This window comes from Paenibacillus dauci (assembly GCF_000971985.1).
Lineage (GTDB): Bacteria > Bacillota > Bacilli > Paenibacillales > Paenibacillaceae > Saccharibacillus > Saccharibacillus dauci.
Genome location: NZ_LAQQ01000002.1, coordinates 509577 through 530766, shown reverse-complemented (window position 1 = coordinate 530766; position 21190 = coordinate 509577). Strand labels below are relative to the sequence as shown.

Sequence of the window (21190 nt, the reverse complement as noted above, 5' to 3'; positions counted from 1 at the left end):
TTTCAGTTCATCACCCGGTCCGGCAGACCAAAATTCCGGTCTGTCAACGGACAGATGGCAAATTGACTGCCACCTACTTTTTCTCATACTATGGTAGAAGCGTGGTTTGCTCTTCGCAAACCGAACATCATGTTGGCCATAAAATCCATCTTGTTGTAAACCAAGCCAGGTATTTGCCATCCATGCAAATACACATCCAAAGGAGGTCCATTCGTGGATATTATTTCAGCCATTATTATGGGTATTATTGAAGGACTCACCGAGTTCCTTCCCGTGTCCAGTACAGGTCATATGATCCTGACCGCTTTTCTGCTGGGACTGGACGAGAACTCCGAGCAGGTCAAATCATTTGAAATTGTCGTACAACTTGGTGCCGTACTCGCCGTTGTCGTTCTGTACTGGCGCAAATTTATCGATATTCTGATGACGATTCCCGATCTGTTCCGCGGCCGTCTCAAACAGGACAATCGCCCGGGTGCTCCCCATCGTCTCAATATCTTACATATCGCACTAGCCATGCTGCCGGCTGTTGTAGTAGGACTGCTGCTGCATGATATGATCAAAAAGTATCTATTCGGCCCGCAGACGGTTGTCTACAGCCTCGTGGTCGGCGGCCTGCTGATGATCTATGCCGAGTGGCGCAAAGGCCGCAGTGCCGGCAATATGACGGTCGATGATATTACGTACAAGCAGGCTTTTGGTATCGGTCTGTTCCAGTGTCTGGCACTGTGGCCGGGCTTCTCCCGTTCGGGATCGACGATCTCCGGTGGTATCCTGCTCGGCGTATCCCACGTCGCTGCAGCTGAATTTACCTTCCTTGTCTCCGTACCGGTCATGTTCGGTGCTACAGGCTATGACCTGTACAAGAGTGCCGAATTCCTGAGCATGGATGACTTTGGATTCTTCGCTGCCGGATTTATCACTGCATTTATCGTAGCGATGATCGCAATCAAAACGTTCCTGAGCCTGCTCAAACGCCTTTCTCTGACTGTATTTGCCGTCTATCGTTTTGTACTGGCAATTATATTCTTTATCCTGCTGGCAAGATAATTTGCCGGACTGCTAAAAATGGCATCTGCTGCTCTTGCGGCGATGCCATTTTTCATTTTACCGTCTATTGGATTAAAAAGAACATTGGTTTTTGAAACGATATCCTGTAGAATACGTATAACTTTAATTAATGTCATTTTTGTGCCTGAGCGGCATAGAGATTACGATAATGGACGGTCTAACCGTCCCGACAAATGGGAGATGCTACTTGGATAATTTACCTTCACGAAGGCGGCAGATGAGTGCACTGCTCTTTAGCCTGGTCATGCTCCTGTTCTGTCTGCCGTTTCAATCGACAGACGAGACAGACTATGACTTTGCCGTAACAAACGGTATCAATCCGTGCAATATGTCATTCGGAACGGCACGTTATGCCTGTAATACAGATGACGGCAATCCTTTGCCCAATCTGCCGGCGCTAATGTCGTTAACTGCCCTTTTTGCGGGTATGACACGGATTGTAGCAATAGACCGCACTCATCTGCTTTCCTCTATACCCCTTCTGCTTAAGCGTCTGCTTCTGGCTGCGCTCAAGTACCGGTCCAATTATATGGATGATGTGCCCGTGCGCTATTTATAGCGAATCATACGGTCATAACGAAGCCGTCCTATGGCGGCAGCTTATCCTAACTCAAATTGTATCGGTGCGCACAGCGCACGAAGGGAGAGAATTTTTTTGTCAGACGGTGGTATAAATATAGGTCTTAATCTGACCTTGTTCGTTATTTTGATTATTTTCACGGCGTTTTTCGTTGTAGTGGAATTTGCTATTGTAAAGGTACGTCCGAGCCGGATCGATCAGCTCATGGCCGAGGGTAACAAAAAAGCCCGCTCGGCCAGAGAAGTAATCTCCAATCTGGATGCCTATCTGTCTACATGTCAGCTGGGGATTACGATCACTGCACTCGGTCTCGGTATGCTCGGGGAGCCAACGGTTGAAGCTGTACTGGAACCGGTCTTCCATGATCTGAATGTACCTGCGGCATTGTCACATATCCTGTCGTATGCGATTGCATTGATTCTGGTTACCTATTTCCACGTGGTTGTCGGTGAATTGACGCCGAAAACCGTTGCCCTGCGCAAAGCCGAACTCGTCACCTTGTATACAGCGCGCCCAATTATTATTTTCAACCGTATCATGTACCCGTTCATCTGGCTGCTGAACGGATCCGCGAATGCTCTATGTCGCGTGATTGGTCTGAAACCTGCCAGCGAGAATGAAGAAGCCCACTCGGAAGAGGAACTTCAGATCATTCTGAACGAGAGTTATGAGAGCGGCAAGATCAACCAGAGCGAATTTGGCTATGTCAGCCGTATCTTTGCTTTTGACGAGATGATTGCCAAGGAACTGATGGTACCGCGTACCGATATGGTCTGTCTGTTCACCGACAAATCGCCTGCAGAGAATCGCGAGATTATCCGCAGAGAACAGTACACCCGTTTCCCGGTTGCCGAAGGCAGCAAGGATAATATTGTCGGTATGATCAACACCAAGCAGTTCTTCCTCGCTGCCGAAGAGCAGGCGAATCTGCATGTAGCTTCCCTGATCCATCCGGTGATGTCGGTATCTGAGACCATTCCGGTCAAGGATCTGCTGAAACGGATGCAGCTGGAAGGTACGCATATTGCCATTCTGGTCGATGAGTACGGCGGAACATCGGGTATGATCACAATCGAGGATATTCTGGAAGAAATCGTCGGCGAGATCCGCGACGAATTCGATGCAGACGAAGAAGACGAGATTCAGCGCATTGACGAGAATCATCTGATTGTGGATGGTAAAGTATTTATCAACCGGGTCAATGATATTCTGAATATCGAGCTGGACGATGAAGAACTCGATACGATCGGCGGCTGGTTATACGGACAGCGTCCGGATCTTCCGGCTGGTGCCGTGTACGAATTCGAGAACCTGAGTATTCGTGTTCTGCGTCGTGGTGTACGTCGTTACCGCAAATTGGAGATCACTCGTCATCCGGTGACTTCCGAAAACGAGATCAACGAAGAGAATGAATAACAACCATGGTACCAGCTGGTAACTGATCGCAGGATCGGTAGCCTGTTGGTATGGATGGTATCGAATAGAATACAACAAAACAGCCGCTTCCCGGTTTTCGGTGAAGCGGCTGTTTTGTTTTTATCGTGTGAAAATATTAGAAGGCGCCTACTTGTCGAGATTCCCATGTACTGACCCTGCATCGCATCAGGCTGTGTATAACTGCGTGTCCATACATGTATCATTTCTTAATGGATACTGCCGGTCGGCAGCATATTCGGCTGTTCGCCGCGCATCAGACTTCCCCACTGCACATACAGCTGACGGGCCTGCCCGCTCTCTAGCAGGGCTTTGGCATCATACACACCCTGCTCGATCGAATCGGCCCGGCTAGCCAGATAGAGGCGGTAAGCGCTGTTCAGCAGCACCTGGTGAATAAAGGCCCGATCGGCCGTGCCGGTCAGCACCTGCTCGGTCACCCTGATCTGCTCCGCTGCCGTCCAGTTCATCTCCGGTACCGACATATCGAGAAAGTAAGCTTCCGGATCAATAATCTCTAGTTGGGCTTCCCCATTCTCCACCCGGTACGTACGAGTTGGACGATCAATAAACAGATCCTCCGATCCTTCCGGACCCTGGACGATAAAAGCCCGTTCATAATCCAGGCGTAGCAGCAGCTTGGACATCCGCTCAAAAAAAGTATTATGAAAAACGCCATAAACCAGATAAGGCGCTTGACTGTAATTCATCAATTTCTCTGCCGTATTGAGCACGGTACGCACGCCGATCTCTTCGCGCAGCACCCGCAGATCGCCAAGCGGCGGACACCACTGCTCCGCTGCAACAAATAACAACCCGGTCTCACAAGCCGCATGCAGCGCCTGATCACGGGTAAGTTGATCGGTATCGACGCCCATCTCGCGCAGCAGTACCGGCAGAGTGACTCCCCATTTGGGCGGCAGCGGCTCACTGCCATGCAGCGTAACCGGCACCCCTGCCGCTGCCAATACAAATGACGTAGCAAATCCGGCAATAAAGGATTTGAGTCGTCCATCATATGGTCCTGCGCAATCCAGACCGCCTCTGCGAAGAGGGGTGCGTCTGGACAGCTGACGGCATACATCCACAAAAGCCTGCAATTCGTCGACATTTTCCATTTTCATGCGTTCTGCCATAAAGAAGGCACCGATCTGTACATCGGAGGCCTGTCTGTTCATTATCATACTGGCAACATGCAGCGACTCTTCGTAATTCAGATCACGGGAACCGCGCTTGCCGCGCCCGACTTCCTTGAGTATCTCGGTCATGTTCATGTCAGATTCCTCCTCTTGCTTTACGATTGCAGCAGCTGATGGGCTTTGACAATCGCTGTTGCCACGTCGACCATACGTTTGCGTTCGTTCATTGCTTTTTTGCGTAGCAGATCATAGGCTTCTGCTTCGGAAATGTTTTTCATGTCTGCGAGGATACCTTTGGCCATATCAATCCACTTGCGTTCTTCCAGCCGGGATTGGAGCTGCTTGCGCTCACTTGCCCACTGCTGACGCTCCATGCACTGCTTGGCTGCAAAATGCAGGGCCCAATGCAACTCACGGTCACGCATCGAGGGAGTCAGAATGCCATCAATCGCAATCTCGGTCTCGCAGGCTTCTGCAGATGATGAAGCGGTCTGCTGACTGCACCACCACAATAATGGGATCGGCCGGGATTGCGACAGCAGCTTTTCCCATTCGGGGATCTCCTCAATCGGAAGATCCAGTACCGCCGCATCGGCTTCACCGAGCAGTCGGAGTACACGGACAGAGCTGTCTCCATCTGCGACCTGTACCTGATAACCGTTCTCTTCCAGCATCATCTCGGGAAATAGGCCCGATGCCGCCTGATTCGGATCACTTATGATATTTTCCATTCGAATAACGAGTAAGGAACGCATTATACAGATACTCCCTCCTGTCCAGTCTATCTATACAGCAGAAAAGGTTACATGTTATTGAAGAATAAGCTTTTATATGGATAAATTATCGTTTGAAACGAAATGAAATAAATCATTTTCTATTTTTCATGTAAACATAATTAACTTCTAATTTCAAATAAAATTTTTATGTTATTTATATTGACACATAGTTATACATGTCTTATAGTTAGCGCATAAGTAAACGAGAGGATACAACGATGTATCTGATAGGACGGCAATGAAGCCTGTTCCGTTATACTGCATGCTGCGCCATATCTGCGCCTGCCTGCCGTATAACCGAACAGGCTTTTTATTTTTACCGATTTTATGATCTGTCGTCCGTTCAGTCAGCACGCAGTCGCTTAGCCACAGAAAAGAGATGAATGGAATACCTGGAGGGAGAGATTCGCATGAGAGAGACGAACCAACCGATCAAAAAACTGGTACTGGCAGGCAATGGAATGGCCGGTGTACGCATGCTGGAACATCTGCTCAAACTGGCTCCGCAAACTTATGAAATTACCATTTTCGGTGCAGAACCGCATCCTAACTATAATCGTATTCTACTGTCCTCCGTGCTTGCAGGCGGAGCGGATATGAACGATATCATCATTAATCAGCTGGACTGGTATACCGACAATGCGATTACGCTGCATACCGGTGACCCGATTGTACGAATCGATCCGGCAGCCCGCCGGGTAGTATCCTCCCAAGGCATTACAGCCGAATATGATGAACTGATTCTGGCTACAGGCTCCAGCGCCTTTATCCCGCCGCTGCCGGGTTCGGACAAAGACGGCGTAATCGGCTTCCGGGATATTAGAGATTGCGAGACGATGATGGAGACAGCCCGTACCCACCAAAAGGCTGCCGTCATTGGCGGCGGTCTGCTCGGGTTGGAAGCAGCTCGCGGTCTGCTCAATCTGGGTATGGATGTCACAGTTATTCATATCAATGAACATCTGATGGATCGGCAGCTCGATCGTCCGGCTGGACTGATGCTGCAGCAGGAGCTGGAAGCGCAGGGTATGAAGTTCCTGCTGCAAAAGCGTACCGTCGAACTCACCGGCAAACGCCGGGTACAGGGACTGCGATTCACCGATGGCACATCACTGGAAGCCGATCTGGTCGTTATGGCTGTGGGTATACGTCCCAATATTCAGCTGGCGCAATCTGCCGGACTGAAGATCGGACGCGGTATTATTGTAGATGATTATATGCGTACCAGCGTACCGGGAATCTCCGCCGTCGGCGAATGCGCCGAACACCGCGGCATCGGCTATGGACTGGTGGCCCCGCTGTATGAACAGGGAACCGTACTCGCCAAGCGGCTTGCCGGCGTAGAGACTCTTCCTTATGAAGGCTCGGTGACTTCCACCAAGCTCAAGGTATCCGGTGTAGATGTATTCTCTGCCGGCGAATTCCAGGATACACCCGAGACACGCTCCCTGCGAATACAGGATGATATCGATGGCATTTACAAAAAGCTCGTGATGCGGGATGGCCGATTGATCGGCGCCGTACTGTTCGGAGACACTTCCGACGGTGCCTCTCTCTTCTCTCTGATCAAAAGCGGTGAATCTGTCAGCGGCAGGGAAAAGGAACTGCTGACCGGGCAACCTGCCGCTGGCGCATCAGCAGTATCGCCACTGCAACGCCTCGAAGCAATGCCGGATGATGAGATCATCTGCGGCTGTAACGGCGTCAGCAAAGCCACAGTAGCCGATGCGGTACAGAACAAAGGATGTACCAGTATGAAGTCGCTCAAAGCCTGTACCAAAGCTTCGGCTTCCTGCGGCGGCTGTGCCCCGCTCGTTGAGGGACTGCTGCAGCTGTACGCCGGAGAAAATGCCGGTGCTGCTGTCAAAGAGGGCATCTGCGGCTGTACCTCACTCGATCGGGACGAAATTGTCTCCGAAATTCAGCGCATGGGACTCAAAACAGTCAAGGAAGTCATGAATGTGCTGGACTGGTCCGAGCCGGAAGGCTGTTCCAAATGCCGCCCGGCCCTCAACTACTATCTGGGAATGCTGTGGCCGGGTGAATATGAGGATGAAAAAGAATCCCGCTTCACCAACGAACGCTATCATGCCAATATCCAGAAAGACGGAACCTACTCGGTCGTGCCCCGCATCTATGGCGGCGTGACTTCACCTGCCGATCTGATGAAAATCGCTGCTGTCGCAGAAAAATACAATGTGCCGCTGGTCAAATTCACCGGTGGACAACGGCTCGATCTGCTGGGTATTCAAAAAGAAGACCTGCCGAAGATCTGGGAAGAGCTGGATATGCCATCCGGTCATGCCTACGGTAAAACACTGCGTACGGTCAAAACCTGCGTCGGAGATACCTTCTGCCGGTTCGGTACCAAGGATGCAATGGGTATGGGCATCAAGCTGGAAAAAGCATTCGAGCGCATGGATGCACCGGCCAAGGTCAAGCTGGCAGTCTCCGGCTGTCCACGCAACTGTGCCGAATCCGGTATCAAGGATGTGGGGATCGTCGCTCTGGATGGCGCATGGGAGCTGTATGTAGGCGGTAACGGCGGCGTGAAGATTCGTGCCGGCGAGCTGCTCTGCACCGTGAAGACGGAAGATGAAGTTATGGAATGGAGCTCTGCCTTTCTCCAGTATTATCGCGAAAGTGCCCGCTGGAATGAGCGTACGGCAGCCTGGGTCGAGCGGGTCGGTCTGGAGCCGATCAAGGAGAAGCTCGCGGATGAAGCGGTTCGCCAGGAACTGGTCAGCCGCCTGGAAGAGACACTGAGCTATACAACCGATCCATGGAAAAAAATTATCGATAACGACAGCCTGCGTAAAAACTTTGAAGACCTGAATGGAGCGGCAGCGCTGAGCGGATCGTCACCGGCAGGCCACTAATTCAGGACATAACTCCAAGGAGGGATCAGCGATGAACAGAATGCAAATCGCCCATATTTCGGATATTGATGTCAAAGGATCACGTACCTTCACCCTGGGAGATACAGAGGTCGCGCTGTTCCGTCTCAGTGACGGCAGTATTCATGCTGTCGAGAATCGCTGCCCCCACAAAGGCGGCAGGCTGTCAGAAGGTATGGTCTGCGGTACAACGGTCCACTGTCCTCTGCATGACTGGAAAATCGAGCTGCGCAGCGGTAGAGTACAGGACCCGGATGAGGGCTGTGTGAATACCTTTCCCACCGAGATTGACGAAAGCAGCGGCTCGATCTATATCACCCTTCCTACGCTGGCAGCCCGCTAGACTACAGCAGTCAGATTGCTTAGATCCACTGCAATGCAGTTCTATATTCAAAAGGAGGCCTGGCGATGAATCGAACTCTGGGAAAAGTAAGTATTGTCGGCGCAGGACCGGGAGATCCGGAGCTGATCACTGTCAAAGCGCTGCGGCGAATCGAGCAGGCTGATGTTATCCTGTACGACCGGCTCGTCAGCGAGGAACTGCTGCAGTACGCTCGTCCGGATGCACGGCGCATCTACTGCGGCAAATCTCCCGGCCTGCATCATATGAGCCAGCAGGCGATTCATCGCACACTGCTGCAGTATGCTTCGGCTGGTCAGCATGTCGTACGGCTCAAAGGTGGCGACCCGCTTGTATTCGGACGCGGCGGTGAAGAAGCACTTTTTTTGCAGGAGCGGGGAATCGATTATGAGTTTATTCCCGGTGTTACTGCAGCGATCGGTGCAGCCGCTGGTGCGGATATTCCGCTGACCCACCGTGGTATTGCGACTTCCTTTGCCTGTGTGACAGCCAGTCGGGCGCAGCCGGAGAGCGGCAGCGACACAGGCATGATCGATGCAGCAGGAAATGCAGTACGCTGGGATCTGCTCGCCCAGAGTGTAGATACGCTGGCTATTTATATGGGAGTTAGTCAGCTGCAGCAGATCTGCAGCGAATTGGTTCGTTATGGTCTTCCTCCGGCTACACCGGTTGCCGTTATCGAGAATGGAACGACTTCAGTGCAGCGAGTGCTGACCGGTACACTGGAGGATATAGCTCGGATTGCCGGAGCAGCGCAGCTGGGCAATCCAGCGCTGATTATTGTCGGCGAGGTGGTTCGGATACGGGAACAGCTGCAGCAGATTCAGCAGCAAGCCCGGACGATGATTGGCTGAATACCGAGGATGACTGCTGGGCGAGATAATGCCGGTCTGATTCCAATATGTCATAAAACAGAATGCGAACTTTGCTTCTCAGTACATGCTTACAAAAGAGGATGCCAACTAACTGCCATAAAAAAAGCTGTTCCTTGTGTATCCTGATCGATACGTGTGGAACAGCTTTTTTCAATATTTCTGTATACATAGGAGTTCGACTATTTGCTGCAGCAATCAGTACCGCGCAGGTGCTGCCTTTTGAGCCAGTGCAATCATATAGTCGGAGAAAGCCTGCGGATCGGTATCATAGACCAGATTCACCGGGCGTCCATCTGCCTGTTCTACCGTTCTGCCCTGGGAAGGACCGTCCGGGATCACAATACAGTTGATTGTCTTTTTGCTCACCAGTTCCGGTTTGCCGATCGACAGCGTTGTCAGCACATCCCAGAAATAATAGGTGGAGTTATTCTCCATATGCACGAGCGGTGGACAGCAGGCATAGCAGTTGCCGAGGAAATCGACACCTTCATACCGGCGCTCGGAAGCCCAGCGCTTGCGGATCTTCAGATCCAGCGGTACCTTGATGGTACTCTCCAGAGCAACCAGATCAATCTCGATCCCACTCTGCCAGACGCGATACGCCGCTTCCGGGTCCCAGAATACATTCCATTCGGCTGTTCCATCATGCTCGGGTTCATCCACATTACCGCGTTCGAATCCGCCACCCATCCAGACCAATTTTTCGATTTTCTCTTCGATCTCGGGTGCTTCATCCAGCGCACGCGCCAGATCGGTAAGCGGTCCGGTAAATAGAAGCGTCGTCTTGCCTTCAGTCGCCAGCAGCTGACGAATCATATGACGATGAGCCGGCAGGTCGGACAGCGGCGCTTCCATCGTACCGGATTCGTTCAGAATCGGCAGTGCATCTACATAGAAAGTATGCATACGCCAGGCCGGCGGGAATGGATTTTTGCCACGGGAGTTGGACTTGGCCGTCTCCGGTGCATATTGACCAAAACGGTCGATAATTTTGCGGCTGGCATCAGCTCCCGGTTCCAGATAACCATCAGCCGGAATAACCGAGACACCGGTCAGGCGCACATTATCCATTTGCAGCAGCATAAACAGCGATACCAGATCATCCACACCGGCATCATGATTAAAGTATACGGATTGAATCTGTGACATATTGTTCTATTCCCCCAGTTTTCATACTGATTGACGAAACGATTCTGCATCATACCGGACCAAGGAGCGCTTTTATCCATATAAGCGCTCTCTTTTATCCATCTTTTTATGTCTGGTACAGGATCGCTTCGTCTCTGCCTTGCTTTCTCCTATTATGGGGGATAGTATACAGAATCGCCAGAGTCAGTTCCCTGATTCGCTGCTGTAGATACTGGTTTACCAGGTTGAAACCGGCTGTTCTCCAACCAGAAAAGTCAGCTTGCCCGGCAATACCCCCAGCTCTGCAGGCGTCTCCAGATAAATCTCTCCATCGGTATCCGCAGGCATCGGCTGCAATGTGCGGATCGTGAGGCGGCTCGTCTGGATATATTCGATCGTACTGCTCTCCGGACTCCATTCTCCCGGCGTTTTGCGGCTGAGCAGTTCGCGTAGCAGCGGCAGTCCTGCTTCACGGATAATGAGTACATCCAGCAGCCCATCCTCCAGCGATTCCTCATGAAACGGCAGCGGATTGGTACCCAGATAACGTCCGTTGGCTGCATAGATCATAACCGCTTCACCGGCGATTTCTCCTCCGTCATGGCTCATTTCAAACTGAAACGGCTCTGCGGTACGGACCGTCTGCAGGGTGCTCAGGAAATAGCCCAATTTGCCAAAAGTACCTTTGATATCCGAATTGATATTTTGTGACGTCTCGGAGATCAGACCAATCCCGTAGAAGTTGGTAAAATAATGTCCGTTCGCCGTGCCGATATCCAGCGTACGGGTACGCCGTTCGTTCAGCACCTCTGCTGCCCGTGGCAGCTGCTGCGGCATCCAGAGCGTTCTGGAAAAGTCATTGCATGTTCCGCCTGGCAGTACCCCGATTACCGGTGGTGATTCCAGCACAGCCAATCCGTTTACACATTCATGTACCGTACCATCTCCGCCCAGAATATAGAGTACATCATACTGCTCACCCTCTTCGCGGCAGATTCGCTCGGCTTCGCCTGGCTCGCTCGTGCGCCGTACACTTAGTTCCGGCAATTCTGCCGACAGAATACCCAGTACATCTCCGACCTGGGTGCTGTCTACCGAACCTGCATTACCGTTATAGATAAATAAGCCTCTTGTATACATCGTATATTCCTCCTGTCTCTCCTATTAAATAGCAAAGTTGTAAAACCATTTTTATAAATCGTAAACGATTTCAAGACATTTCTGTATATTTTCATTGATTGGGTGAGATATAATGGGAATTAGTCATGAAATTCGCCTTTTTTGCGAAAAATTGATTGAATTTTGCTTTTTATTGGGCTTGCAGCTTTTTTTATGATATAATTTATATAGGTAGCTTATCATTCTTAATTTGAGATAAGTAAATATTGTTGAATAGTTCGATACAGCCGCTATCGGGTCTACAGTATATTTACGTATATTACAGGGGTGTTCAAACATCTGAACTGTATTTACTTTATTCTTGTATCTTGGCCCGGCCTGCGACCCGCATGGTGATCAGCAGGAATGCTATTGCAGCGCTTATGGAATTAATCAACAATCCTGCCTACATTACTGGAGAGAGAGGATTGCGTATGCCAAGAAAACACCGTAAGCTTAGCTTTGCCCAATTGCTCGCCAAGTTCATTTTTATTACTACAGGTGCCGTGCTGATGGCGGTTGCCCTGGAGATTTTCCTGATTCCGAACAGTGTAATTGATGGCGGAATCACGGGTATTTCGATTATTTTATCAGAGCTGTCTTCGATTCAGCTCGGTATATTCATCTTTGTTATTAACGTGCCTTTCCTGGTTATCGGCTACAAGCAGATCGGGAAGACCTTTGCTTTTTCTACCTTATACGGGATTGCTGTGATGTCCTTCATGACTGCTTTTCTGCACCATGTGCCGGCACTCACCGATGACAAGATGCTCGCCAGCATGTTCGGCGGCGTTATCCTCGGCTTCGGGATTGGACTCGTCATCCGGTTCGGCGGCTCGCTCGATGGAACCGAGATCGTGGCTATCCTATTATCCAAGAAGTTCCACATGCCGGTCGGTCAGATCGTTATGATTATCAATGTATTTATCTTTGCTGCTGCCGGATTCGTGTTTGGTTGGGATTCTGCAATGTTCTCCATTTTCACCTATTATATTGCAGCCAAGGTCATGGATATTGTCGTCGAAGGTCTGGAAGAATCCAAATCGGTCACGATCATCTCCCAGGAGTACGAAGAAATCTCCCAGGCGATCATGGACCGTCTCGGACGCAACACTACTTTTATGTATGCCAAAGGCGGTTATTCCAAGGAAGACACCCAGGTCATCTACTGCGTCGTCAGCCGTCTGGAACTCGCCAAACTGCGCAATATTGTACATGATGTGGATCCGACAGCCTTCCTCGCGGTAGAACATGTGAGTGAAGTAATCGGCGGGAATTTCGAGAAGAAGAGTATCCACTAATCACATCATCTCTGCCCTATCTTTATAGCAAAAGCCCCCTTGATATCGTATCAAGGGGGCTTTTTTGGCATCCAATCAGTGAAAGCTGGATAACTTTCTGCTATTTTATCGATATTTTCACTTTAGTGTGTCTCATAGCAGGCTTGCTATTCTCAGCCGGCTGTCTGTCCGGAGAATTGGCTGTTGTACAGATCGGCATAGAATCCGCCGCGTTCCAGCAGCTCCTCATGCGTTCCCTGCTCAATCACTTCGCCATGGTTCATGACGAGGATCAGGTCCGCTCCACGAATCGTGGACAGGCGATGAGCAATCACGAAGCTGGTTCGTCCCTTCATCAGTTCATTCATCGCCTGCTGGATCAGCACCTCGGTTCGTGTATCTACACTGCTCGTCGCTTCATCCAGAATCAGGATCGACGGATTCGCCAGAATAGCGCGGGCGATCGTCAGCAGCTGCTTTTGACCCTGTGAAATATTCGAAGCTTCCTCATTCAGCACGGTATCATAACCCTCCGGCAGCGTACGGATAAAATGATCCGCCCGCGCTGCTTCAGCAGCCTGCATAATCTCCGCTTCGGTCGCATGTTCACGGCCGTAAGCGATATTATCGCGGATTGTACCACCAAACAACCATGTATCCTGGAGTACCATACCGAACAGGCTGCGCAGCTCGCTGCGTGACCATTCCTTGATATCCTGACTGTCAATCAGAATGCGTCCACCATTCAGCTCATAGAACCGCATCAGCAGATTAATCAGTGTCGTCTTGCCGGCACCCGTTGGTCCGACAATTGCTACTGTCTGACCGGCTTCCACATGAATATTCATATCCTGAATAAGTAGCTGATCCGGCTTGTAGCCGAATTGTACATGTTCAAAATCCACATTGGCCCGGAAGCCCGGTCGCGCTGCTGGTGATAGTATCTGTGCTACCGCTGATTGCGTTGTCCCTGCTTGCCCTACTGCAGATGCAGTGGACTCGCCTTTCCCCTTATCAGCTGCTATCACTTGTGCCTGGATCAGATGATCTTCTTCTTCCTGCTCGTCCAGCACCTCAAATACCCGCTCTGCCGACGCAATCGCCGACTGGATAATATTCGAGATATTGGCCAGCTGGGTGATCGGCTGGGAGAACTGGCGCGCATACTGGATAAAGGCCTGAATCCCACCAATACCGATACTGCCGCGCGTAACCATAATCCCGCCGACGACACAGATCAGCACATAGCCGATATTGCTGACAAAGTTCATTAAGGGCATAATCGTACCGGAAATAAACTGCGCTTTCCAGCCGGAATCATACAATTCATTATTCAGCGTATCAAATTCCTGGACGGCTTTGCGTTCCTGGCCAAATGCCTTGACGATCGGATGACCAGTGTACAGTTCTTCCACATGACCATTGAGACGTCCCAATGCCGCCTGCTGTCCGGCAAAATGCTTTTGCGAACGCTTGGCGACAAATATAGTCACGATCAGACTGAGCGGAATCGTGAGTACAGTGATCAGCGTTAGCAACGGACTGAGTGTCAGCATCATGACGATCACCCCGACCAGTGTAACGATCGACGTAATCATCTGCGTCAGACTCTGCTGCAGGGTAGTACTGATATTATCCATATCATTGGTTACCCGGCTCAGCACTTCTCCGTGTGTCTGCCGATCATAGTAACGCAGCGGCAGGCGGGTCAGCTTGCCTTTGACCTCCTGGCGCATCTCGTAGACGGTATTCTGGGCAACCCCGGATATAAAATACTGCTGCAAGTAGGAAAACAGTGAACTGAACAGATACAGTCCACCCAGCATCAGCAGCAGACGAAAAATATAATCAAAATTAATATCGCGGCCACCGGTTACACTGGTGAACAGTTCATCGGTTGCCAGCCCCAGTATGCGCGGCGATAAGATACTGAACAGCGTACTGAGAATAGCTGCGACCAACACGCCGGTCAGCGGCATCCAGTGCGGCTTGAGATAAGCAGTCAGGCGCCGCAGGGTACCTTTGAAATTTTTGGGTTTGGCTCCCGGCATCGACATACCGGGAGGGCCACCCGGTCCGCCCATCGGTCCACCCGGAGGTTTCGCGGAAGAGCGGCGTCTTGTTGATTCACTCATGCGATCTCCTCCTCGGACAGCTGGGAAGATACGATCTGACGATACACTTCGCTGCTGTCCATCAATTCGTGGTGTGTGCCAATACCGGCAACCCGGCCTTCATCCAATACAATAATCTGGTCGGCATCCATCACCGTACTGACCCGCTGGGCAACCATCAGCACCGTTGCCTCGGTCGTCTCTGCCCGCAGGGCAGCACGCAGCCGGGCATCCGTTTTGAAGTCCAGGGCCGAGAAGCTGTCATCAAAAATATACAGCTCCGGACGACGTACCAACGCCCGGGCAATCGACAGACGCTGCTTTTGTCCACCGGACACATTGGAACCGCCCTGGGCAATCTCCGACTCGTACCCTTGTGGCATCTCCGAAATAAAGTCCTCTGCCTGCGCGATACGTGCAGCATGAGCAATTTCTTCCTCGGTCGCTAATTCATGACCATAGCGGATATTTTCAGCGATGGTGCCTGTAAATAGCAGCGCTTTTTGCGGCACATAGCCAATCCGTGCCCGCAATGCAGACTGCTCCAGCTCGCGGACATCGGTTCCATGCACCTCGATCCGGCCGCTGCTCACATCGTAGAAGCGCGGGATCAGATTCACCAGCGTAGACTTGCCCGACCCGGTTCCCCCGATAATGGCAGTCACTTCACCTCGTCTGGCTTCGAATGAAATATGCTCCAGCGCCGGTTGTTCAGCGCCGGGATAATGAAAGGTAACATCGTCAAATTTCAGCGTAACCGGCTGCCGGGAATCATTGTTCAGCTGTACCGGCTGCACCGGATTTACGATATCCGGCTGCATATCCAGCACTTCATTGATCCGGGTTGCCGAAGCCGAAGCTCTCGGTACCATGACAAAAATAACCGACAGCATCAGGAAAGAAAACAGGATCTGGGTCGCATACTGGACAAAGGCCATCAGATCCCCGACCTGCATCCGTCCATAACTGATCTCCACACTGCCAAAACCGATAATCGCGATAATCGAGAAGTTCAGCACGATCATCATCACCGGCATCATAAGCGCCATCAGCTTGTTAACCTTAATCGCTGTATCGGCCAGACCACGACTGGCACCATCAAACCGCTTGTTTTCATAACGATCACGGTTAAAGGCGCGAATAACACGGATACCGGTCAGATTCTCGCGAATTACCATATTCAGTGTATCCAGGCGGGTCTGCATTTCCTTAAACAGCGGCATTCCTTTGCGACCGATCAGGAAAATAGCCAGTCCGAGTACCGGAATAACCACTACGAAGATCAGCGACAGCTGGCCCTGCTTGGAGATCGCCATGATCAGACCGCCCAGCATCATCAGCGGAGCCATCAGCATCATGCGCAGCATCATCGTCAGCACCTGCTGCAGCTGGGTAATATCGTTGGTTGTGCGCGTAATGAGCGAAGCCGTACCGATCCGGTCAAATTCCTGCAGCGAGAAATTCTCTACATGCGCAAAGACACGACTACGCAGATCACGTCCGAATCCGATCGCGACTTTGGCCGAAAAATAACTCGCCGCAATAGAACACAGCATCCCGACAGCAGCAAACAAAAGCATATACGAGCCGATCCGCCAAATATACGGTGTGTTACCGGCGGCAATCCCGGTATCCACAATATCCGCCATCAGCGTCGGCAGAAATAATTCCGACATCGTTTGCAGAAAAGTAAGTACCAGAATGAGCCCTATTAATGGATAATAAGGCTGCATCTGGCGGAACAGTTTAATCACCGAAGCCATCTCCCTTATGGGCAGGCTCTACCGGTTCAAATACTCGTTCCTGAAAATATTCAAATACGCGTCCCAGCAGCTCGGCCAGCTTGCGGCTGTCCTCCTCGCCAAGATAATCCACCAGACCTTCAAACGAGGTTTTGAATACAGCCAGCGATTGATCCATGATCGTCTCGCCTTTATCCGTCAGGGTTACACGAACAGCACGGCGATCCGTCTGATCCATATTCCGCTCGACCAAGCCGTCGTTTTCCATTCCTTTGATCAACTGGGTTACAGTCGGAGACGTGACACGTAGCATGCGACTTAATTCAGATACCTGAATCCCGCAGCTCTTGCAATCCTCCTGGTTACCGATACAGATCAGGGCCATGATTTCACTCGGCTTATATCCGGCGACCGGCTTTTGACGCCAATCCGCTCTGCGGAACAGGCGGAATGCACGCAACAATTCTTCACCCATTGGTGATATTCCTTCAAACTTCAGTTCTTCATCCACAGTCATTCACCCCGAGATCTATATACTATTATTTAGTTAAGCTATTTATTAGGTTACCTAATTTTATAACTCTCATTAAATCCTTGTCAATCATTAGTTATATAATACCATTACTTCACCACATTTTAAGCTTATTCTTACAATTTAAGAATATTTGCTACCAAAATATTTACAGTCAAACCATATTATTACCATATAATGGAACTAAGCCCTGCTAATTTTGATTAATCTCATTTTTTTGCCAGATAAATGTTAAAAATAACAGATATTTTACGATAAACAGTAATAGAGCACTTGCAGATTTATGCAACTCTTATGATACGAAGGAGGTTAATTGAATATGAGAAGAAGCAGGCTGCGTTCGCATCATCACGTATCCCTCAAACCGCGCGTCTGCGGCTGGCTGGCTGTCTTGCTGCTGCTGCCCTCTCTTCCTATAAATGTTCACGCCGATGCACTAGGCCGGCATGAACAGGTAGGTAGAGACACTTATCTGGGCGGTTCGTATATTGAACTGGGCATCTCGGGAAGCGGTACGCTGGGTACATCTACCAGTAGTCCTGCCGGATTCCATCCAGGGACGCTTCGCAAGAGCATTGGACTGAATACCGACAGCGACGGTTACGATACAGGCAAGGATATGACCAGTGGCGATTATGTGCTGCCAGGCAGTCCATCCGAAGGATTCACGGTCGGTTACCGTTCGGGACCAAAAACCAGCACAAAGACATTTACCACGGAAGAACAAAACGGCAGTAACGAAGTACCAGGCACTACGGAAGATATCTCTACCGAAGAACAGCTTGCCGCCAAAACATCCGGTACCACACTGGATAAAGCGATCGGAGTAGAACAGACGATTTCGTTCAAACCAGGAGACCCCTTTTACAAAACGACTATTCATCTCACTAACACCAGCGTAACCGCCTCCGTCTACGATGTTCACTATATGCGCTTCCTCGACCCTGATATGGATGCTGATCTGAACGGCGATAACAGCACCATCAACTGGGTACCTTCCAACCCACCACAAGATCCCGATGCGATTGTCGCAGCCATTGGCAACAAGAGTGACAATGTATTTATGTATGTAGCCAGCGACCCGCGCGCCCAGGCTTCTGTCGGCTTCAGCCGCGACCCTTACAGCGAACCGGCATTCCGCTCAGGCGGTGGTACGCATATTGCTGCACAGGCTTCCGATGACTGGCTGACACTGGCGTTTGATGCCGGTAATCTGAAGCCGGGCGAGACAACTGAACTGGTCTTTTACAGCAGTGTCGATCCGGATATGAATGGTGCACTGGCTGCCATCCATGCGGATTATACAACAGCCATGAATGATGCGCCTACCGATGTGACGCTTGCCGGTGACACACTGACCTGGGATGCACAGCCGGGAACAGCAGTTGGTCAATTCTCCGCTGTCACAGAGGATACGTATGCACCGATGATCTACACACTCGTTAACGGCGAGAATGACAAAGACAACCGCTATTTTGCGATTCGCAATAACCGTCTGGAGACCGCTGCACCCCTTACACCTGGTGTGAATAGCTACTCGATCCGGGTACGCGCTACCGGACCAAAAGGCGGCATGCTGGAGAAAGTATTTACGGTTCATGCCCAGGCACCTGACCGCAAAACCGAGCTAACTTCCCTTTCGCTTGAAAATGGGTCACTTGCTCCTTCGTTCCAGCGTGATGTAACTTCCTATGAAGTTAATATGAACGCAGGTGCGGATCATGTGACTGTATTTGCCAGTGTGTATGATCCGGATACAACTCTATCTGTAAACGGCGTCTCTGTAACCGATCAGGTATACGGTACACAGCTGCTGAAATATTCCGAGCCGCTGAGTAGCAATCTGTCTACGCTGGAGTTCCGGGTAACTGCGCCAAACGGCAAATACAAAACGTATACGCTGCAGGTTAACGTTGCAGCCGAAGCTCCGGCAGCAAAGCCGGAAGAACTGCCTGCCGCAGAGACACCAACATCGTCTGAGCCATCCGGGCCAGCTATTGTTCCTGCACCTGTATCATCTGCGCCGGAATCCGAATTCCCGGCACCGGTGACGACTGCTCCAATCGGAGCAACACCTGTACTTCCTGTGCCTGCGTCTACACCAACGTCTGACACCTATATCGCTCCAGGACCACCAGTGACGATTACTTTCCCATTCGTACCTGTGGTGCCGGCAGATCCGGGTGCACCGACTCCGGTATTTGCTGATGGCGGCAGCGGTGGTGGAGCTTCCCGTCTGGATGATGTGATTCCATCTGCTTCTTCTGTCGAGAAAGCTCCTGCTACAGACACCAAGCGCAGTAACAGTACCAAGTCTGATAGTACCGTCAAGAAAACCGTATCCACCAGTGGATATGTGCAGGGTTACCAGGATGGAACATTCCGTCCGGATCAACAGGTGACCCGTGCCGAGCTGTCGGTTATGCTGGAACGTCTGCTGAATGGCAGCGAATCCGAAGGTGCAGCAAGCACTTCGTTCAAAGATGTACCATCCACGTACTGGGCTTCCGGTGGTATTCAGCTGATTCAGTCCTACGGCTGGATGAAAGGCTATCCAGATGGCAGCTTCCAACCGGGCAAAGCAATGACCCGTGCCGAACTGGCTTCCCTGATCGCACGCTGGAAAGAGTTGGATACTACAGTGGACAACACTGCTTCCGCACAGGCATCCGATCTGAATGACACCTGGGCTGCTGCCTATATTCAGCAGGTACTGAACGCCGGCTGGATGCAGGGCTATCCGGATGGCAAGTTCTATCCGGACAAACCGGTGACCCGTGCCGAAGTCGTTACTGTACTGAATCATCTGCAGGATATCCCTGCGGATACGGCGACTACAGCCACTTCATGGAAAGATGTATCGACCAAGCACTGGGCCTACGATGCAATCAACAAAGCTTCTCATTAATACTTTTCCTGTAAGCAATAGAATATAGAAAGACAAAAACCTCCTTTACCCACATGAATACATGTACGGTAAAGGAGGTTTTTTGCATATGCATTTTTAAAAGATACAGTATAGAAGCTGCAATGATCGAATCGTACAAAGCATAAAGCGTGGAACACCAAATACCAAGCATCAGCATCAGCATCAGCATCAGCATCAGCATCAGCATCAGCATCAGCATCAGCATCAGCATCAAATTATACGGATCTCCTATCTCTCTTCATTAGAAAGCAAAAATTGCTGCAGCTGACGGCCCAGTTCATCTGGTTGATCCAGCCAGGGATAATGTCCACATTCCGGTATGGATATAAACGTCCCCTTTTGCATCTGATTCGCGAATTCTTTTATAAAAGAACCGGGGCGCGGATCGCGGTCTCCATGAATACACAGCACGCTAACGTTGAGACGCAAAAATGCCTCACGCCAGTCATCGGAAGCAAAGTACATAGCTGTGCTCGCTGCCAGCTGGTCATTTACCATATTATTCACATACTGCCCATCTACCCGGGGCAGCCGGTCATATTGATCCTGCCGAACCAGATCGGTCCTTACACTCAGTTCGCGCATACGATCGGCGGTCTGCTGCCAGGCGTCTCCGGTTAATGTATCACGCTTGGAGCGAAGAAGCAGATATTCTTGCCGATCCTGCTCATTCATCGCAGCCAGGCGGTTATGGCGATACGGCTCCTGCCATGCCGCATCCAGTCCGGTACCAGACATATAAATCAAAGCATCTACATGACTCGGATAACGAGCTGTATAGGCAAGCCCCAACGATGCACCCCAGGAGTGACCGCATACCTTCCACCGTTCAATACCAAGGTGAATTCGCAGCTGATCCAGATCTTCCACCCATGTATCCAGATCATAGGAGCCTGTCTTGCCCGAGCGCCAGCTACCACGCTGATCGTAGCGAATCACCCGTACAGGCTTCTGATCCAGCAGGCGGGCGACTGGCTCCATATAATCGTAGGCACCCGGTCCTCCGTGCAGCAGTACAATCGGTATTCCTTTGCCCTCATCCGTATACCAGAGAGGTATGCCATTGATCTCTGCTATCATATGTTCTCCTTCCGGCTTTCCCGTTTGTACGTGAGTATCCTCTCACACACTTCCTGTCTTCACCTATTCCTCTACACCGGGCAGCCAAAAATGC

16 protein-coding genes are annotated in these 21190 nt (G+C 50.8%); 8 read left to right on the top strand and 8 right to left on the bottom strand.

Annotation, left to right across the window (positions count from 1 at the left end; translation table 11 throughout):
- Positions 1–213: 213 nt before the first annotated feature.
- The 3 genes from bacA (at position 214) to WH46_RS16645 (ending at position 3067) form a co-directional block, all read left to right on the top strand.
- Positions 214–1050 carry an undecaprenyl-diphosphate phosphatase gene (gene bacA, locus WH46_RS16655; protein WP_017811110.1) on the top strand — a complete coding sequence of 279 codons (837 nt, stop codon included), beginning with the start codon at positions 214–216 and terminating at the stop codon, positions 1048–1050.
- A gap of 208 nt (positions 1051–1258) precedes the next feature.
- Positions 1259–1630: a hypothetical protein gene (locus tag WH46_RS16650; protein WP_156172295.1), complete on the top strand. Its 372-nt coding sequence runs from the start codon at positions 1259–1261 to the stop codon at positions 1628–1630.
- 96 nt (positions 1631–1726) lie between these two features.
- Positions 1727–3067, top strand: coding sequence for a hemolysin family protein (locus WH46_RS16645; RefSeq protein ID WP_046227591.1), 1341 nt, complete (start codon positions 1727–1729; stop codon positions 3065–3067).
- Between the two features lie 227 nt (positions 3068–3294).
- On the opposite strand, the gene WH46_RS16640 is transcribed toward WH46_RS16645, so the two are convergent.
- The gene (locus tag WH46_RS16640; RefSeq protein WP_046227590.1) at positions 3295–4359 is read right to left on the bottom strand and encodes an anthranilate phosphoribosyltransferase; all 1065 of its coding nucleotides are present in this window, start codon (positions 4357–4359) and stop codon (positions 3295–3297) included.
- 20 nt (positions 4360–4379) lie between these two features.
- The gene (locus tag WH46_RS16635) at positions 4380–4979 is read right to left on the bottom strand and encodes an ANTAR domain-containing response regulator (protein WP_046227589.1); all 600 of its coding nucleotides are present in this window, start codon (positions 4977–4979) and stop codon (positions 4380–4382) included.
- Positions 4980–5410: 431 nt separating this feature from the next.
- On the opposite strand from WH46_RS16635, the gene nirB reads away from it, so the two are divergent.
- The 3 genes from nirB (at position 5411) to cobA (ending at position 9112) form a co-directional block, all read left to right on the top strand.
- A complete protein-coding gene (gene nirB / locus WH46_RS16630) occupies positions 5411–7879 on the top strand; it encodes a nitrite reductase large subunit NirB (RefSeq protein WP_046227588.1) in 2469 nt (822 codons plus the stop codon).
- A gap of 31 nt (positions 7880–7910) precedes the next feature.
- Positions 7911–8240: a nitrite reductase small subunit NirD gene (nirD, locus tag WH46_RS16625; protein ID WP_017811116.1), complete on the top strand. Its 330-nt coding sequence runs from the start codon at positions 7911–7913 to the stop codon at positions 8238–8240.
- 65 nt (positions 8241–8305) lie between these two features.
- Entirely contained in the window at positions 8306–9112 is an 807-nt protein-coding gene (gene cobA, locus WH46_RS16620; RefSeq protein WP_046227587.1) for a uroporphyrinogen-III C-methyltransferase, read from the top strand.
- Between the two features lie 216 nt (positions 9113–9328).
- On the opposite strand, the gene WH46_RS16615 is transcribed toward cobA, so the two are convergent.
- Both WH46_RS16615 and WH46_RS16610 read right to left on the bottom strand, forming a co-directional pair.
- The gene (locus WH46_RS16615; protein WP_046227586.1) at positions 9329–10282 is read right to left on the bottom strand and encodes a nucleoside hydrolase; all 954 of its coding nucleotides are present in this window, start codon (positions 10280–10282) and stop codon (positions 9329–9331) included.
- Positions 10283–10498: 216 nt separating this feature from the next.
- Positions 10499–11401 (bottom strand): diacylglycerol/lipid kinase family protein, encoded by a 903-nt coding sequence (locus WH46_RS16610; protein ID WP_046227585.1) that lies wholly within the window; start codon positions 11399–11401, stop codon positions 10499–10501.
- Positions 11402–11853: 452 nt separating this feature from the next.
- Here WH46_RS16610 and WH46_RS16605 point away from each other — a divergent pair, with 452 nt between their 5' ends.
- Entirely contained in the window at positions 11854–12720 is an 867-nt protein-coding gene (locus tag WH46_RS16605; protein WP_046227771.1) for a YitT family protein, read from the top strand.
- 152 nt (positions 12721–12872) lie between these two features.
- Here the strand turns inward: WH46_RS16605 and WH46_RS16600 are convergent, their stop codons facing one another.
- From WH46_RS16600 to WH46_RS16590, 3 genes are read right to left on the bottom strand one after another with little or no spacing between them, the layout of a single operon-like run.
- Entirely contained in the window at positions 12873–14834 is a 1962-nt protein-coding gene (locus WH46_RS16600; RefSeq protein ID WP_046227584.1) for an ABC transporter ATP-binding protein, read from the bottom strand.
- Entirely contained in the window at positions 14831–16567 is a 1737-nt protein-coding gene (locus WH46_RS16595; protein WP_046227583.1) for an ABC transporter ATP-binding protein, read from the bottom strand. The genes WH46_RS16600 and WH46_RS16595 overlap by 4 nt, the downstream gene beginning before the upstream one ends.
- The gene (locus WH46_RS16590; RefSeq protein WP_231584371.1) at positions 16560–17066 is read right to left on the bottom strand and encodes a MarR family winged helix-turn-helix transcriptional regulator; all 507 of its coding nucleotides are present in this window, start codon (positions 17064–17066) and stop codon (positions 16560–16562) included. The genes WH46_RS16595 and WH46_RS16590 overlap by 8 nt, the downstream gene beginning before the upstream one ends.
- A 340-nt stretch (positions 17067–17406) precedes the next feature.
- Between WH46_RS16590 and WH46_RS23505 the strand changes: the two genes are divergently transcribed.
- Positions 17407–19995 carry an S-layer homology domain-containing protein gene (locus tag WH46_RS23505; protein WP_052714269.1) on the top strand — a complete coding sequence of 863 codons (2589 nt, stop codon included), beginning with the start codon at positions 17407–17409 and terminating at the stop codon, positions 19993–19995.
- Positions 19996–20244: 249 nt separating this feature from the next.
- Here the strand turns inward: WH46_RS23505 and WH46_RS23500 are convergent, their stop codons facing one another.
- The gene (locus WH46_RS23500; RefSeq protein ID WP_052714268.1) at positions 20245–21096 is read right to left on the bottom strand and encodes an alpha/beta fold hydrolase; all 852 of its coding nucleotides are present in this window, start codon (positions 21094–21096) and stop codon (positions 20245–20247) included.
- Positions 21097–21190 lie beyond the last annotated feature (94 nt).

Bases quoted from the DNA above. Each gene is read 5' to 3' on its own strand.
- WH46_RS16615 (WP_046227586.1), bottom strand. From the start codon at position 10,282: ATGTCACAGATTCAATCCGTATACTTTAATCATGATGCCGGTGTGGAT.
- WH46_RS23500 (WP_052714268.1), bottom strand. From the start codon at position 21,096: ATGATAGCAGAGATCAATGGCATACCTCTCTGGTATACGGATGAGGGC.
- WH46_RS16600 (WP_046227584.1), bottom strand. From the start codon at position 14,834: ATGAGTGAATCAACAAGACGCCGCTCTTCCGCGAAACCTCCGGGTGGA.
- WH46_RS16635 (WP_046227589.1), bottom strand. From the start codon at position 4,979: ATGCGTTCCTTACTCGTTATTCGAATGGAAAATATCATAAGTGATCCG.
- WH46_RS16610 (WP_046227585.1), bottom strand. From the start codon at position 11,401: ATGTATACAAGAGGCTTATTTATCTATAACGGTAATGCAGGTTCGGTA.
- WH46_RS23505 (WP_052714269.1), top strand. From the start codon at position 17,407: ATGAGAAGAAGCAGGCTGCGTTCGCATCATCACGTATCCCTCAAACCG.
- cobA (WP_046227587.1), top strand. From the start codon at position 8,306: ATGAATCGAACTCTGGGAAAAGTAAGTATTGTCGGCGCAGGACCGGGA.
- nirD (WP_017811116.1), top strand. From the start codon at position 7,911: ATGAACAGAATGCAAATCGCCCATATTTCGGATATTGATGTCAAAGGA.
- nirB (WP_046227588.1), top strand. From the start codon at position 5,411: ATGAGAGAGACGAACCAACCGATCAAAAAACTGGTACTGGCAGGCAAT.
- WH46_RS16605 (WP_046227771.1), top strand. From the start codon at position 11,854: ATGCCAAGAAAACACCGTAAGCTTAGCTTTGCCCAATTGCTCGCCAAG.
- WH46_RS16640 (WP_046227590.1), bottom strand. From the start codon at position 4,359: ATGAACATGACCGAGATACTCAAGGAAGTCGGGCGCGGCAAGCGCGGT.